Origin of the sequence: Aerosakkonema funiforme FACHB-1375 (genome assembly GCF_014696265.1) — a bacterium.
Lineage (GTDB): Bacteria > Cyanobacteriota > Cyanobacteriia > Cyanobacteriales > Aerosakkonemataceae > Aerosakkonema > Aerosakkonema funiforme_A.
In genome coordinates this window covers 44192-59135 of sequence record NZ_JACJPW010000017.1, presented here as the reverse complement: position 1 = coordinate 59135, position 14944 = coordinate 44192, and the positions used below count along the sequence as shown (strand labels likewise).

Here is a 14944-nt window from a genome sequence, read left to right as displayed (position 1 = left end):
TTAACGACTGGAGTTGACACTATTGTCCCCCAGGTGCGATCGTCTCAACTCCAGTCCCTGCTGCGTCCTTATATTGATTTAATGGTCTAGAGCATTAGTTAATACATAAAACACAGATATGATATTTTGTCAAGTCAAAACCAGACGCGATTGCCCTGCAAGTGACCAAGGCCCACCCATAAAATAAGTAGTCTAGTGCTGGGATATCCGTAATTAATTAACTAGCACCTAAATTAGTGCGGACAAATTTCAGTAACGATGCCAATACTGGGTCACCAGGGTGGTGCAATAGGATGATCTCAAGATGTTTCATCCAAAAACTATGCCTTCAGAAACCACACCAGATCCCGTTCGCCAGAAAGCACTAAACGCCCTGACCGATAAGTTTGTCGAGCAAGGCCATGCTCACCAGTATGCACAAGCTCTCGCGGCTTCCATCATTTTTCAGACAGACCTAGATTTGCGAAACGCGCAACTGTCGCGCCTCTTAGCTTGGCTGAAGCAAGAGCATAGCAATACCTATCAGTTTGCCCTGGAAATAGTGGAAGAAACCCGCGCAGAATTTGAAAACCGCGTCGTCAAAGGTTAATTCCCACACCAGTGTACTAAGTAAAGATCGAGTTCGGTTGATTGCTGATGATTGACCTGCACTCCTGAAATACCACTCAGAGGATGATGCCGTTAATCGAAAATCCGTCTTGAAAAACGTGATATTTTATACTATTGCAACCGAACTAGATCTTAAAAATTATTGGCCCGTAAGCGAGCAATTATATTTTTCAGACTATATAAATAGATTAAACTCCCTTTAGCTGACAAGATTTCGACCACAATAGGATCTACTGCATTTCTACAACAGTCTTAGTGGCTGAGAGCGCCCACATTTATAACTATTACCAATCACTTAACTACAACACTGACTGTCTCGCCAGTCCTGAGATATTATTTTAGTTTTTGTAAGTAACAGATATATTTGTAATTAAGCCAATTTTGCTCCGCTAAAACAAACAAAAAATATATTATCATATTTTGTCCCCAAGGTCAACGGGGGTCATGATTGTGAAGGCGAATGCACAGATATTTCCTTAAAGGGTTTACCGCAACATCAGCAGTAAACCCTCAATTGATTAAGGGTTAATAGTAATTATACGTAGATGACATTTACACTTGTTAATAATCTATTTTTGGCGAGGTATTTACAACCCCAAAAATAATTGATAGATTCATATTGTCGAAAGCAAAGGCAAAGACAAACGCCTCGCACCGACAAAAACAACAACAACAATGAGTAAAGGTACAAAACAATGGCTGTAGAAAAAACCAATTCTTCCTCTAGCTTGGCTGAAGTTATCGATCGCATCCTTGACAAAGGTATTGTTGTAGATGCTTGGGCTCGTGTATCTCTAGTCGGTATTGAATTGTTGGCTATCGAAGCTCGTGTCGTGATCGCTTCTGTAGAAACTTATCTGAAGTATGCTGAAGCCGTTGGTCTAACTCAATCAGCTGCTATGCCTGCTGCTTAAGAATTGAGTTGATTCTACAATCTCAAGGTTGAGAACATCTTAAATTCTGGTAAACCTTCTGCTTTTCTTTTGTTTCCAAGGATTCGTAATTACCGCGTTTATACGATCGAGGCGCGAGAAAAGCAGAAGTTCCTTTTAACCACAGTCGCCGGAATGCTCCCAACCAGCGAGTGTGGTTTAATAACGGTTATTTAGCATTATTGCGGAGAACCTCATGACGGCTTTAATGGAAAAAATCCGGCAGGAGCATCGTTCAATAGCTGAGGAAGTGGCTCAACTATTTAAAGAGACTCAAACATTTCTGTCGGATACCACAACACAAAGACACGCCCAAGCTAAAAAGCAAGCGGAAGAACTGTTTCAATTCCATCAAAATTTACAACAAGAAAATCGCGACTTCTTAACAGCTACCCATCAAAAACGGATGGATGAAGCTCAAAAACAAGCTGCAAATTTGGATAAATTCCACCAAGAATTGCAGCAAAATAGCCGCGATTTTTTAACGGCTACCCATCAACAACGGATGACTCAAGCCAAGGAACAAAACCAGCAGCTACGTCAATTCCGCCGGGATCTGTTTATCAGTATTTTTGGAATTCCTACTACTTCTGCAAAGCAAGTAAAGATTTCACCAAAGCAGCCCAAGAATTGATTTAACTAATCAAATACACAAGTTGCTGCGGAGAAATCTCGATCTCAAATATAAAACCCCCTAATCTGCTAGCTGTTTTTTCTAGTAAGACCGGGGGGTTAGTAATCAAAAACAACAATGAGTTTTAGGTTTTAAACAATGACATTCTGTGCAACTACTGAGTGCCTAAAACTCAGTCTAGAGGCACAATTCCCGACCTTACGGATTCGGGCTTCCTGCTTCTACGGGAGAATCTCTTCTTTACCCTCCACAGGCAGCAACGATTAGTCTCACCGCCGTTAAAAGCTGTTTCAAACTTTTCAGCCTAGTGATTGTGTAGCTGTATTAACACTATAGCACATAAATTTACAATTCACAACCGGGCTAACTCAATACTCATACCTTATCTCGTTCTAAACTATGACTGTCGATCAAATCAATAACAAAAGAGCCGTTCTGCGCGTTCGTCCAGGTCAGTTTGTCGCTACACCTTCCATCCAGAAAGTAGCCACTCGCGCACTGCGTTACCTGCAATCCGGTTTTTCAGTTCACCTGCGCGGGCCTGCGGGGACGGGTAAAACCACCCTAGCGATGCACCTGGCTAACTGCCTAGCCAGACCGATTATGTTAGTTTTCGGAGATGACGAATTTACAAGTGCCGACTTGATTGGCAGTCAATCCGGTTACACCCACAAAAAACTACTAGACAATTATATTCATAACGTTGTCAAAGTTGAAGACGAACTGAAGCAAAATTGGGTAGATTCCCGACTGACAATGGCTTGTCGGGAAGGATTCACCTTAGTTTATGACGAATTCAACCGTTCCCGCCCCGAAGTAAACAACGTTTTACTTTCCGCGCTAGAGGAAAAAATTCTCACCTTACCTCCCAGCAGCAATCAACCGGAATATCTTCACGTTCATCCCCATTTTCGGGCTATTTTTACATCCAATCCCGAAGAATATTGCGGCGTCCACTCAACTCAGGATGCTTTAATGGATCGGTTGGTAACCATTAATATGCCCGAACCGGATGAGTTGACCCAAACCGAAATCCTGGTGCAAAAAACGGGAATTAGTCGCGAAGATGCTTTATTAATCGTGCGGCTAGTCAAAACATTTCGTTTGCAAACAGGGGCAGAAAAAACTTCTGGTTTGCGGTCTTGTTTGATGATTGGTAAAGTCTGTGGAGAACACGAAATCCTTGCGAAGCCATCCAATGCGGATTTCCGCGATATTTGTGCTGACGTGTTATTTTCGCGTACCAATTTATCGCTCAGCGAAGCTACCACTATTTTCTGGGAACTACTCAACAAAATAGAAATCGAATCGATCGACCTTGCTGTTGCACCTGGTTTGCCAGATTCAGATACCGTTTCTCCAGAAAATTTAGTTCCCCACGAACCAGAAATTTACCGCTACTTGCAACAGAAAAAAACTGCCGACGTAACTGAAATTCGCAAGGCATTAAACATCAGTCGCAATCAAGCAGAAACAGCGCTAAGTTCTCTGTTACAAAAAAACTTGCTCAATCAGCAAGACCGTTTTTTCACCCTTTTTGAGTCAAACTAATCGTGACTTCCTCTATCCTTCCGACACGTCCTCAGACAAACTCCAGTCGAGCCATTACTACATCCACTCAAGGTTCTACCTTAGCGGATATCCTCGAAAGAGTTTTAGATAAGGGAATTGTGATTGCTGGTGATATTTCCGTATCCATCGCCACCACCGAACTTCTCCACATCCGTATTCGCTTGTTAATTTCTTCAGTTGATAAAGCGCGGGAAATGGGAATCAATTGGTGGGAAAATGACCCCTATCTCAGTAGCAAATCTCAAGGTTTGATGGAGCAAAATCAACAACTTCTAGAACGATTGCAAAGTTTAGAAACAGAACTGCGATCGCTCAAAGCTTTGACCAATACTCAACTACCATCAGGTGCAAAGGAAGCATATGATTACGATCAAAACAATGAAAGATATCCCGACCAGCCAGAAAATTCCGAGCTTGCACAATAACAAGTCTCTAGAAAAGTGGCGTCATTCCAGTAAAGATAAAGCTGCTCACCTCAGAATTTCAGCCATTGAACCTCGCCGCCAAAAAATCAGTAAATAACTTACATCATGGCATTAACTTGCACGCCTTGTGAAAATTCTACTGAAGTATTCTCCGCTGCTGACAAAGTTAACAGTAAAGCGGGTTTAGCTCCTTTACTGTTAACTGTTGTGGAACTGGTGCGCCAGTTGCTGGAAGCACAAATAATTCGGCGCATGGAAGCAGGAATTCTCACTGACTCTGATTTAGATAGAGCGGCTGAAAGCCTGGAAAAATTGTCAGAGCAAGTTCTCCATTTGTGCGATATTTTTGAAGTCGATCCTGCCGATCTCAATGTAAATCTTGGAGAATTCGGGACGCTTTTACCGTCGCCGGGAAGTTACTATCCGGGAGAAAGCAGTACCAATCCCTCTATTTTGGAACTGCTTGACCGACTTTTAAATACCGGCATTGTGGTAGAAGGTAATGTGGATTTAGGCTTGGCTCAACTCAATCTCATTCATGCCAAGCTGAGGTTGGTTTTGACATCTATGCCTGCCTAATTGGGAAGGCTGTTAAACGCTTGTTAAATTTTTGGAAAATTGTATGGATTGTGGTCTTTACCTATACGGCATTTTTCCTGACTCTATGCCGGAACAATTAGCCTTAGAAGGAATGGATAAGCAACCAGTATATAGCACGATTATTGAGGGGTTTACCTTTCTTTATTCGAGCGCTAAACAGGAAAAATACCTAGCTTCTCGACGCAATTTAATTTGTCATGAAAGAGTTTTAGAACAAGCGATGAATGAAGGGTTTCGTACTCTTCTACCTTTGCGCTTTGGGATGGTAATAAAAACTTGGGAAACTGTCATAGAACAATTGACTAGACCCCATCAGGATAAACTAAAAGATTTATTCGCTAAATTAGCGGGACGCCGAGAAGTTAGCGTTAAAGTTCTTTGGGATAGTAAGTCAGAATTGCAAGCGCTACTTTCTGCAAATAAAGACTTGAAACAAAAGCGCGATGCGATGGAAGGTAAAACTATGAGTATGGAGGAAGTCATTGATATCGGTCAAATGATTGAAAACGGTTTGTTGCTTCGCAAGCAGGAAGTAATTCAAGCTTTCCGAGATGAATTAAATTCTTTGGCTAAAGAAGTCGTGGAAAACGACCCGATGACCGAAGAAATGATTTACAACGCTGCTTATTTGATTTCTTGGGATGCGGAGGCTGAATTTAGCGATCGCGTCGAAGCTATTGACCAAAAATTTGGCGATCGCTTCAGAATTCGCTACAACAATTTTACCGCTCCTTATACATTCGCCCAACTTTTTTAACTGGAGTCAGAGTTATGTCTCTGAAACTTTTACTATTTCCAATTATGGGGCCAATTACCGGTCTGGCATGGATAGGGCAACAAATTCAAGAACGTGCCAATACCGAATACGATGCCACAGAAAATTTGCACAAACAATTATTAGCTTTGCAGTTGGCATTTGATATTGGCGATATTTCTGAAGAAGAATTTGAAATTCAGGAAGAAGAACTATTGCTGAAGATTCAAGCATTGTCAGAAGAATCAGAAACAGCGGCAGAAATTGTCTAAACACGAACTAAGTTACTCTTCCTAACTGTTCCCTATAGAATCAAAAAACCCGCCGGAGCGGGTTTCTTCCATATAGTTACTAATTCTAGCTTAACTTCTACCTTAAATATTAATATTCTAGGTAGAAATTTTGAAAATTATTGAACTCAGTAACCATTGGCGGACAAGCCCTAACTTTAGGATTGCTGGGAACTACTGGATGTAATTCTTCAATCGTTTGTTTGGTACTAAAAATCTGGTTATCTAGAACAGTCAGCCGTTGTTTCAACTGTTGCATCCGCTGTTCCATGAATACCATTTCCTGCTGAATGCGCTGCTGTTCCGTTACCAGCTTATAAAGCTCCAACTGTTTCGATGCCTCAGATTTATTGCGAGGCATACTGCTAATTTTAGGCCGGATAATACTACGAGGGCGAATGTTTTGCATAAGTGAATTTAGGTGGTTTATAATATTATAAGCTGAGAATTATCAACTGCCAATACCCTTGTTTAAAATCCGCTCAAGATTTTGCTAAAACTTCAAGAAGCCGTTTATAATTCTTCAAAAATATTTACTTCGATTGCCGCTTATGGAATTGTATAATCTCTATAGTTACGCTTTTTTGAAAACACCTACCAAGGCGCTAAGTTTACCCATCGGCATTGCCGATCGAGTCGGCTTGATTAGTAGCGGTAGAATCTCCGCTTTAGTCGAACCAGAAGTAGCTTTGGAATCACTCCGCAAAGACGACGCGCTATTAATTCAAGCGGTTTTACGCCACGACCGAGTTATCTGGGAGGTATTTTGCCAAACGGCACTTTTACCCTTGCGGTTCGGCACATCTTTTCTATGCAAAGAAAATTTGCTCACACATCTAGAATCTTATGCTGATGAATACCTAGAAAAGCTAAGCCAACTCAATGGTAAAGGTGAATACACTTTAAAATTTACTCCCCGAAAATTAGAGGAACCAACCATCCCCTCTGAAGTCGGGGGCAGACAGTATTTTTTGGCGAAGAAACAGCGCTACCAAACACAGCAAGATTTTCACATTCTCCAAACTGCGGAATGGCAAAATGCAGTTCATCTAATTACCGAGATATATACATCGGCCATTATCGTTCCATCTCCAGGTGAAGAATCGCGGATTTATCTTTTAGTCAGTCGCCAAGACGAACTATTACTTGAAGCACACTTTTGCACTTGGCAGAGAGCTTGTCCCCGTTGGCAATTACAACTAGGAGAAGCTGCGCCTCCTTATCACTTTATCTAATCCATTAATTTATGAGCGACCATAGCATTTCAAACAACGAAATAATCGAATACGACTCATTGCGCTTGGCAATGTTTAGCGGGAAAGGTGGAGTCGGAAAAACTACTCTTTCTTGCGGGTTTGCGCGGCGTTGGGCTAAATTATTTCCCCACGAACAAATATTATTGATATCCACCGATCCTGCCCATTCTCTGGGAGACGTATTGCAAGTAAAAGTAGAAGATAAAGCTTTACCCTTAGACGATTTACCAAACTTGAGCGTCAGGGCTTTAGATGCGGGAAAATTACTCTTAGAATTTAAGGCAAAATACGGGAAATTTTTAGAACTTTTAGTCGAACGGGGAAGTTTTGTTGAAGGAGAGGATTTAACCCCTGTTTGGGATTTAAATTGGCCTGGTTTAGACGAATTAATGGGTTTGTTAGAAATTCAAAGATTGCTTACAGAAAAAGTAGTTGACAGAGTAGTGGTCGATATGGCTCCTTCCGGCCACACTTTAAACTTGTTGGGAATTAAAGATTTTTTAGATGTAATTTTAAATTCCCTGGAATTATTTCAAGAAAAACATCGGGTAATTACCCAAAGTTTTAGAGGCAGCTACAATGCAGATGAAGTCGATAACTTTTTAGTTCAGATGAAATCTGAATTAACAGAAGGGAAAAAATTGCTGCAAGACGGGATTTTTACTACTTGTTTGGTGGTGGCGATCGCCGAACCGATGAGCCTGCTAGAAACCGCAAGATTTATCGACAGCTTGCAAACCTTAAAAATCCCTTGTGGCGGATTGTTAATCAACCGAATTTTGCCTCAATCGAATTTAGACTTAGATCGCTACAGCGAACAACAAATTTTACTGGATAAATTCCTTAAACTCCCAGGAAATCATCCTATATTTGTTGTACCGCAACAAGGGATAGAACCTCTGGGAAGTAAAGCTTTAGATAAGATTATTAACCAAATTGAGAAAATCGATCGCGTCACCTTAGCGCCACCACCACCGATAGAATGGCCAAAAAAAGTTTTGCCCAGTTTCAATGATTTTATCGCAGAAGAACGCCAACTTATCCTCATTGGCGGAAAAGGTGGCGTGGGAAAAACCACCGTAGCAGCAGCAATTGGGTGGGGGCTAGCCAATCGCTATCCCGATCGAAATATCCGCATGATATCCATAGATCCCGCTCATTCCTTGGGAGATGCCTTTGGAGAAAAATTGAGCCACGAACCCACTCAATTAACTCCTAATTTAAGCGGTCAAGAAGTAAATGCCGATATCGTTTTAGAACAATTCCGCAACGACTACTTGTGGGAATTAGCCGAAATGATTAGCGGCGAAGGATCTCAGACAGGGGCAGTCAAAATTGCTTACAGTCCAGAAGCTTGGCGACAAATTGTAGCGCAAGCTTTACCCGGGATCGATGAAATGTTATCCTTAGTAACAGTAATGGATTTGTTAGACCAAAAGCAGCAAGATTTAATAATTTTAGATACCGCCCCAACAGGTCATCTGCTGCGCTTTTTGGAAATGCCAACTGCCTTGGGAGATTGGTTAGCTTGGATATTCAAATTGTGGATGAAATATCAAAATGTGTTGGGTCGGGTAGATTTAATGGGGCGGTTGCGAAATTTAAGGCAGCAAGTCATGCAAGCGCAGAAAAAATTAAAAGACCCCCGACACACAGAGTTTATTGGGGTTGTGCAAGCGCAAGCAGCAATTATTGCCGAACAAGTGCGATTAACAGCTTCTTTAAAAAAAATGGGAGTTTCCCAGCGCTATGTGGTGCATAACCGCTATAGCCCAGATGTAAAAATCGAGCCGGGATTGTTTGCCGAACAAACTATTGTTTGCTTACCAAGTTTACCTCGATCTGTAGAACCGTTAGAGCGAATTAAAGGGGCGGCAAATCTCCTATTTTAGGTCAGCCAAGTTAGTGCAGTAAATTCAGGAGGAATTTTATGAGCGATTTATTCAGAGGGTTTGAACAATTGGTAGAATTAGCCAAATCCTTAGAAGAAAAAATTGACAAGGGAGAAATCCAGGCGGAAATGCAGTTCAATACTCGTTCCTTGAGTAATATTCCCCGTAGTGGAGGTATTCCCCGTAGTGGAGGTATTCCCCGTCCCAGTAATTCGGGTAACGATATCGGTACGAGTCGCATTCGCACGCAACCGCCACCACCGAGTTCTGGTTCTGGTGATGGTGGGGGGTCAGAGGAGGTAACACCGCCGGATGATGCTTCTCTCAAAGATATCGGTGGGTTGGGAGAAGTTCTTAAAGAACTCAAAGAGTTGATTGCTATTCCTTTAAAACGACCCGACTTGTTAGCTAAACTCGGACTGGAACCAACACGGGGCGTGCTTTTGGTTGGCCCTCCCGGTACTGGCAAAACCCTGACTGCCCGCGCATTGGCGGAAGAGTTAGGGGTTAATTACATTGCCTTAGTTGGACCGGAAGTAATTAGTAAATACTACGGAGAAGCGGAACAAAGATTGCGGGGAATTTTTGACAAAGCAGCGAAAAATGCTCCCTGTATTGTATTTATTGATGAAATCGACAGTCTCGCCCCAGACCGCAGTAAGGTGGAAGGGGAAGTGGAAAAACGACTGGTCGCCCAACTTTTAAGTTTAATGGATGGGTTCGCCCAAACTAAAGGAGTGATCGTTTTGGCGGCGACTAATCGCCCGGATCATCTCGACCCGGCTTTGCGTCGTCCGGGAAGATTCGATCGAGAAGTACAATTTCGCGTTCCCGACCGAAACGGACGAAAGGAGATATTGCAAATTCTCACTCGTTCCATGCCTTTAGATGATTCGGTATCTTTAGATGCGATCGCCGACAGTGCGGTAGGATTTGTAGGATCTGACTTAAAAGCCGTCTGTCAAAAAGCAGCTTATAGTGCTTTGCGCCGTCAGGTTCCTTCTCTGGAATCCATTATTCCAGATACGATGACCGTCAACCAGTCCGACTTTTTACAAGCACTTAAAGAAGTTAAACCTGCTGTGCTGCGTTCGGTGGAAGTAGAGTCTCCCAATGTTGCATGGGATGAAATTGGCGGACTGGAGAACATCAAACAAACTTTGCAGGAATCAGTTGAAGGGGCGCTGCTGCATCCAGAACTTTACTCCCAAACCAAAGCACAAGCACCGAAAGGGATTTTACTGTGGGGACCTCCGGGTACTGGCAAAACTTTATTGGCGAAAGCAGTTGCATCCCAAGCACGCGCCAATTTTATCTGTGTCAATGGGCCAGAATTGATGAGTAAGTGGGTCGGTGCTAGCGAACAAGCAGTCAGGGAATTATTCGCCAAAGCCAGACAAGCTGCGCCTTGCGTAGTGTTTATCGATGAAATCGATACTTTAGCGCCTGCGCGGGGTCGTTACAGTGGTGATTCTGGTGTGAGCGATCGCATCGTGGGACAATTACTCACAGAGTTGGATGGTTTGCAAGTTGGGGCAACTATCTTAGTCATCGGTGCGACAAATCGTCCCGATACTTTAGACCCAGCTTTAATGCGGGCGGGAAGGTTGGATTTACAATTAAAAGTCGATCTACCAGAACGCGAAAGTCGGTTAGCGATTTTGCAAGTACACAATCAAGACCGTCCGTTACAAGAGGTGGATTTGGCTTTCTGGGCTGATGCAACGGAAGGTTGGAATGGGGCAGACTTGGCGCTACTGTGCAATCAAGCTGCTTTAGAAGCAGTGCGTCGCTACCGCCGTGAAGGGATGGCAGACCCAAGTGCAATCCGGATTTGCACTGATGATTTTAACTATGCTTATCAAGTTTTGGTAGAACAGCGTCCTGTTTGATCTACACAGCTGATTTTGGATTTTGGATTAAAAATAAATCTAAAATCTAAAATCCACAAATCGAATCGTTATGTTCGAGCGAGTCATTGCCAATGTATAAACGACTCCAACGCACCCGGAAATCGGTTTACAAGTTTAAAATCAAGGAAACGCAACTTCTGCGCCAGCGCAATGCTGAACTGGAACAGCAGGTGCAACATAGCGCCGCTCAACTTCAAGAATCACTCGCGGCTGGGTTGAGACAAGCTAAACAAGCTGCTTTGCTCAATCAAATCATCCAAGCGATGCGGGGAACGCTAGTTTTGGATGAGATTTTGCAAATTGCCGTCAATGAATTGCATTCTGCACTCAATGTTAGCCGTTGCCTGATTTTTAGAACCGATGTGGATAATCATTTGGGCATTCGTTATGTTTCTGAGTCTACGTCAGAAGGTAACAGTTTAATCGGCTGTGGCTGCGATTTCTATCATCATTACCGCTCTCAGTTGGCGAATGGCGAACCTTTGGTTTTGCCTCGGATTAAAGCAAGTGAACCACCAGAAATTCTCTCATCTGTAGAACACTGCAATATCTGCGCTCTGATAATTGCACCACTGATTTATCAGCAACGCTTCATGGGCGCAATTAGTTTAAAAGAATGCCGAGGAGAACGGGAATGGACACCAGAGGAAATTGAATTTGTCAAAGCGATCGCAGATCATTGCGCGATCGCTATTCATCAAGCCGAACTTTATCAACAAGCACAAACGGAATTACAAGAACGTCAAAAAGCCGAAGCAGCACTCAGGGAAAGTAACGAATTATTCCAACAGTTAGCAGAACATATTCAGCAAGGCTTTTTTGTCAAAGACGCCAGCCAAAACAAAATACTTTATGTTAGTCCTGCTTTACAAGAAATCTGGGGTTTTAGCTCGGAAATTATCTATAAAAATCCCAACATTTTTTTAGATGTGGTGCATCCAGAAGATCGCGAGTGCGTGACCGCTGCATTTGAGTCCCATATATGCGGTCAACCTTATTGCTGCGAATATCGAATTATTCGACAAAACGGACAAATTTGCTGGGTTCAAAGTCAGACTTTTCCACTCAAAAATAGCGCTGGTGAAATTTACCGCATCACGGGTATTGTAGAAGATATCACCGCTCGCAAAACTGCCGAAACTAACTTGCGGCAACAAGCAGAGCGAGAACGTCTAATTCGGTTAGTAAATGAACGCATTCGCCAATCTCTTAATCTAAATGAGATTCTCACAACGACGGTCGCTGAAGTAAGGCATTTCCTGCAAACAGACCGGGTAATTATTTTTCAACTAGAAGAGGATGCTTCTGGCCTTGTAGTGCAAGAATCTGTAGGTGCAAATTGGCAACCCATTCTGGGACATAACATTTTTGATTCCTGTTTTCACCTATACATAGATCAATATCGTCAGGGACGAGTACGAGCGATCGCAGATATTGATGATGGCAGTATTAAACGGTGCCATGCCCATTTTTTAAGACAATTTGATGTCCGAGCTAACTTGGTCGTTCCCATCCTACAGAACAATTATCTTTGGGGCTTACTGATCGCACACCATTGCGCCCATCCCCGACAGTGGTCGCCAGCAGAAATCGAACTGCTCAAACAAGTAGCAGACCAAGTAGCGATCGCAATCCAACAAGCCCAACTTTATCAACAAGTACAGGAAAAACTGACAGCACGAATACAAGCAGAAATCGCTCTCCGAGAAAGCGAAAAACTGTTCCGCCTAATGGCAGATAGCGCCCCAGTGCTGATTTGGCTAGCCGATCCTGAAGGAGAGTGTACGTTTTTTAACCAGACTTGGCAGAAATTCACAGGGCGATCCCTAGAGCGAGAACTCCAGGGAAATTGGACAGAAAGTATACTACCAGAAGACCTCGATCGTTATCTCAATATCCGCACCGCCGCAATTCAAGCCAGGAAAAGCTTTTCATTGGAGTATCGTCTGCGGCGTGCAGATGCAGAGTATCGTTGGATTTTAGATAAAGGTGTTCCCCGCCTTACTCCTGACGGTGAGCTTCTCGGTTATATAGGCTCTTGCGTCGATATTACCCAGCAAAAACAAGCTGAAACCAGACTGCAAAGACTGAATGAAGAATTAGAGATTAAAGTGCAATATCGCACCCACGAATTACAGCAAATTGTCGAAAAGCTTGCTGATGAAATCCTTCACCATTGCCGCACAGAAATAGAGCTACAAGATAGTCAAGCCAAACTGCAAGCAATTTTGGATAATTCACCAGTCGTCATTTATGTAAACGATCTACAAAATAGATACATACTGGTTAATCGTCAGTATGACAAACTGTTCAACCATAATAATGAGAAAATTATTGGTAAAAGTATATATGATTATTGGCCACCTGAAATTGCCGATCGCTTTGCTGCCAACAATCAACAGATAATTCAAGAAAAAACTGCCCAAAAATTTGAGGAAGTTGTTCCTCAAATAGATGGACTGCATACCTATATTTCTATTAAATTCCCCTTAAAATATAGCAATGACGTAATTTATGCTGTATGTGCTATTTCTATGGATATCACTGAGCGTAAACGAGCGGAAGAAGCACTCAAACAGAGTGAAGCTAGATTCCAAAAAATGGCAGCAAACGTACCGGGAATGCTGTGTCAATATCTTCTCAGATCTGATGGTTTTCAAGCATTTCCTTATATCAGTCCCAGATGTCGCGAAATTTGGGAAATAGAACCGGAAGTAATGCAAGCAAATGCTCAGAAAAGCTTGGAGATAATTCATATTGACGATCGGCTATCTTTATTCCATTCAATCAAAGTTTCTGCTCAAAATTTACAACCTTGGCAGTGGGAAGGACGGATTATTACACCATCGGTTCGCCTCAAGTGGATTCAGGGCATCGGTCGTCCAGACAAACAACCTAATGGGGATATTCTCTGGGATAGTTTGTTTATTGATATTAGCGATCGCAAACAAGCCGAAGCCGCACTCCGCAATAGCGAGTTGCGATTAGGAATTGCCCTAGAAGCCGCCTTAATGGGGACTTGGGACTGGAACATTCAAACTAATCAAGTTATGTGCTCTGAAAGGACTGAAGCTATTTTTGGTCTTGCACCTGGTTCTTTTCCTGGAACTCAAGAAGCCTTTATTAACTGCATTCATCCAGAAGACCGTCCTGCCTTGGCAGAAACAATCCAACTTGCCATCCGAGATAGAAAACCACTCAACTCAGAAACGCGCATCATCCGATCCGATGATAGCCTACGTTGGATCGCTTGTATCGGTAACATTATTCGCGATCGAGCCGATTTACCTGAGAGAATGACAGGGGTTGTCATGGATATCACCGAGCGCAAATTGGCAGAACAACAACTAAGAACATCTCTCAAAGAAAAAGAAATTTTACTCAAAGAAATTCATCACCGAGTTAAGAACAATTTGCAAATAATTTCCAGCTTGCTCAAACTTCAATCTACTTATATCAAAGACGAAAGTGTTTTAGCTTTATTTACAGAAAGCTTCTACCGTGTTAGGTCTATGGCACTCATCCACGAGAAGTTGTATCAAGCTAAAGATTTAGCAAGAGTCGATGCTGCTGATTACATTAGCAATTTAGTGGAAAATTTATTCCGTTCTTACAAGGTTTCCTTGAATTCTATTGATTTAAAAATCGAAATAGATAGTATAAAGCTAGATGTCGATACAGCAATACCTTGCGGATTAATCATTAACGAGCTAGTTTCTAACTCACTGAAGTACGGATTTTCTGGTAGAAATAAAGGACAATTATGTATTACCTTTTTGCATCGCGATAACAACACTCTTTATTTAAGAGTCAGTGACGATGGTGTTGGATTACCACCAGATTTTGATATCGAACAAATTCAATCACTAGGATTGCAATTAGTTATTAATCTCACAGAGCAATTGGGCGGAGAACTAGAAATTGATTCCCATAATGGCGCTTCTTTTGCCATTACATTTGTGGCTCCTCCGTACTTAGTGAGGCAAAATACAACTGAGATTGCGTAGATGAAGACGGCATTTATGGTTCGGACACGAAAAACGGCTGGGCGAATCTCCCGCAGAAGG

13 protein-coding genes are annotated in these 14944 nt (G+C 42.4%); 12 read left to right on the top strand and 1 reads right to left on the bottom strand.

Annotated elements, in window-relative coordinates:
- Positions 1-304 precede the first annotated feature (304 nt).
- The 8 genes from H6G03_RS08890 to H6G03_RS08855 all read left to right on the top strand — a co-directional run bounded on the left by H6G03_RS08890 (position 305) and on the right by H6G03_RS08855 (position 5798).
- Positions 305-589 carry a hypothetical protein gene (locus H6G03_RS08890; RefSeq protein ID WP_206756616.1) on the top strand — a complete coding sequence of 95 codons (285 nt, stop codon included), beginning with the start codon at positions 305-307 and terminating at the stop codon, positions 587-589.
- 715 nt (positions 590-1304) lie between these two features.
- Positions 1305-1523, top strand: a complete 219-nt coding sequence (gene gvpA, locus H6G03_RS08885) for a gas vesicle structural protein GvpA (protein ID WP_190463961.1) — start codon at positions 1305-1307, stop codon at positions 1521-1523.
- A 214-nt stretch (positions 1524-1737) separates the two neighbouring features.
- Positions 1738-2175, top strand: coding sequence for a gas vesicle protein GvpC (gene gvpC, locus H6G03_RS08880; RefSeq protein ID WP_190463960.1), 438 nt, complete (start codon positions 1738-1740; stop codon positions 2173-2175).
- 399 nt (positions 2176-2574) lie between these two features.
- Positions 2575-3726, top strand: a complete 1152-nt coding sequence (gvpN, locus tag H6G03_RS08875) for a gas vesicle protein GvpN (protein ID WP_190463959.1) — start codon at positions 2575-2577, stop codon at positions 3724-3726.
- Between the two features lie 2 nt (positions 3727-3728).
- Positions 3729-4172 (top strand): gas vesicle protein, encoded by a 444-nt coding sequence (locus tag H6G03_RS08870; protein WP_322111879.1) that lies wholly within the window; start codon positions 3729-3731, stop codon positions 4170-4172.
- 105 nt (positions 4173-4277) lie between these two features.
- Entirely contained in the window at positions 4278-4751 is a 474-nt protein-coding gene (locus H6G03_RS08865) for a gas vesicle protein K (protein WP_190463958.1), read from the top strand.
- Positions 4752-4794: 43 nt separating this feature from the next.
- Positions 4795-5529, top strand: coding sequence for a gas vesicle protein GvpF (gvpF, locus tag H6G03_RS08860; protein ID WP_190463957.1), 735 nt, complete (start codon positions 4795-4797; stop codon positions 5527-5529).
- Between the two features lie 14 nt (positions 5530-5543).
- Positions 5544-5798 (top strand): gas vesicle protein GvpG, encoded by a 255-nt coding sequence (locus tag H6G03_RS08855; RefSeq protein ID WP_190463956.1) that lies wholly within the window; start codon positions 5544-5546, stop codon positions 5796-5798.
- A gap of 109 nt (positions 5799-5907) precedes the next feature.
- Here the strand turns inward: H6G03_RS08855 and H6G03_RS08850 are convergent, their stop codons facing one another.
- A complete protein-coding gene (locus H6G03_RS08850; protein ID WP_190463955.1) occupies positions 5908-6225 on the bottom strand; it encodes a gas vesicle protein in 318 nt (105 codons plus the stop codon).
- Positions 6226-6367: 142 nt separating this feature from the next.
- Between H6G03_RS08850 and H6G03_RS08845 the strand changes: the two genes are divergently transcribed.
- The 4 genes from H6G03_RS08845 to H6G03_RS08830 all read left to right on the top strand — a co-directional run bounded on the left by H6G03_RS08845 (position 6368) and on the right by H6G03_RS08830 (position 14884).
- Positions 6368-7051: a GvpL/GvpF family gas vesicle protein gene (locus H6G03_RS08845; protein WP_190463954.1), complete on the top strand. Its 684-nt coding sequence runs from the start codon at positions 6368-6370 to the stop codon at positions 7049-7051.
- A gap of 71 nt (positions 7052-7122) precedes the next feature.
- On the top strand, positions 7123-8964 hold the full coding sequence (locus tag H6G03_RS08840; RefSeq protein WP_199315222.1) for an ArsA family ATPase: 1842 nt from the start codon (positions 7123-7125) through the stop codon (positions 8962-8964).
- Between the two features lie 38 nt (positions 8965-9002).
- A complete protein-coding gene (locus H6G03_RS08835) occupies positions 9003-10856 on the top strand; it encodes an AAA family ATPase (protein WP_190463952.1) in 1854 nt (617 codons plus the stop codon).
- 92 nt (positions 10857-10948) lie between these two features.
- A complete protein-coding gene (locus tag H6G03_RS08830; protein WP_190463951.1) occupies positions 10949-14884 on the top strand; it encodes a PAS domain-containing protein in 3936 nt (1311 codons plus the stop codon).
- Positions 14885-14944: the final 60 nt, after the last annotated feature.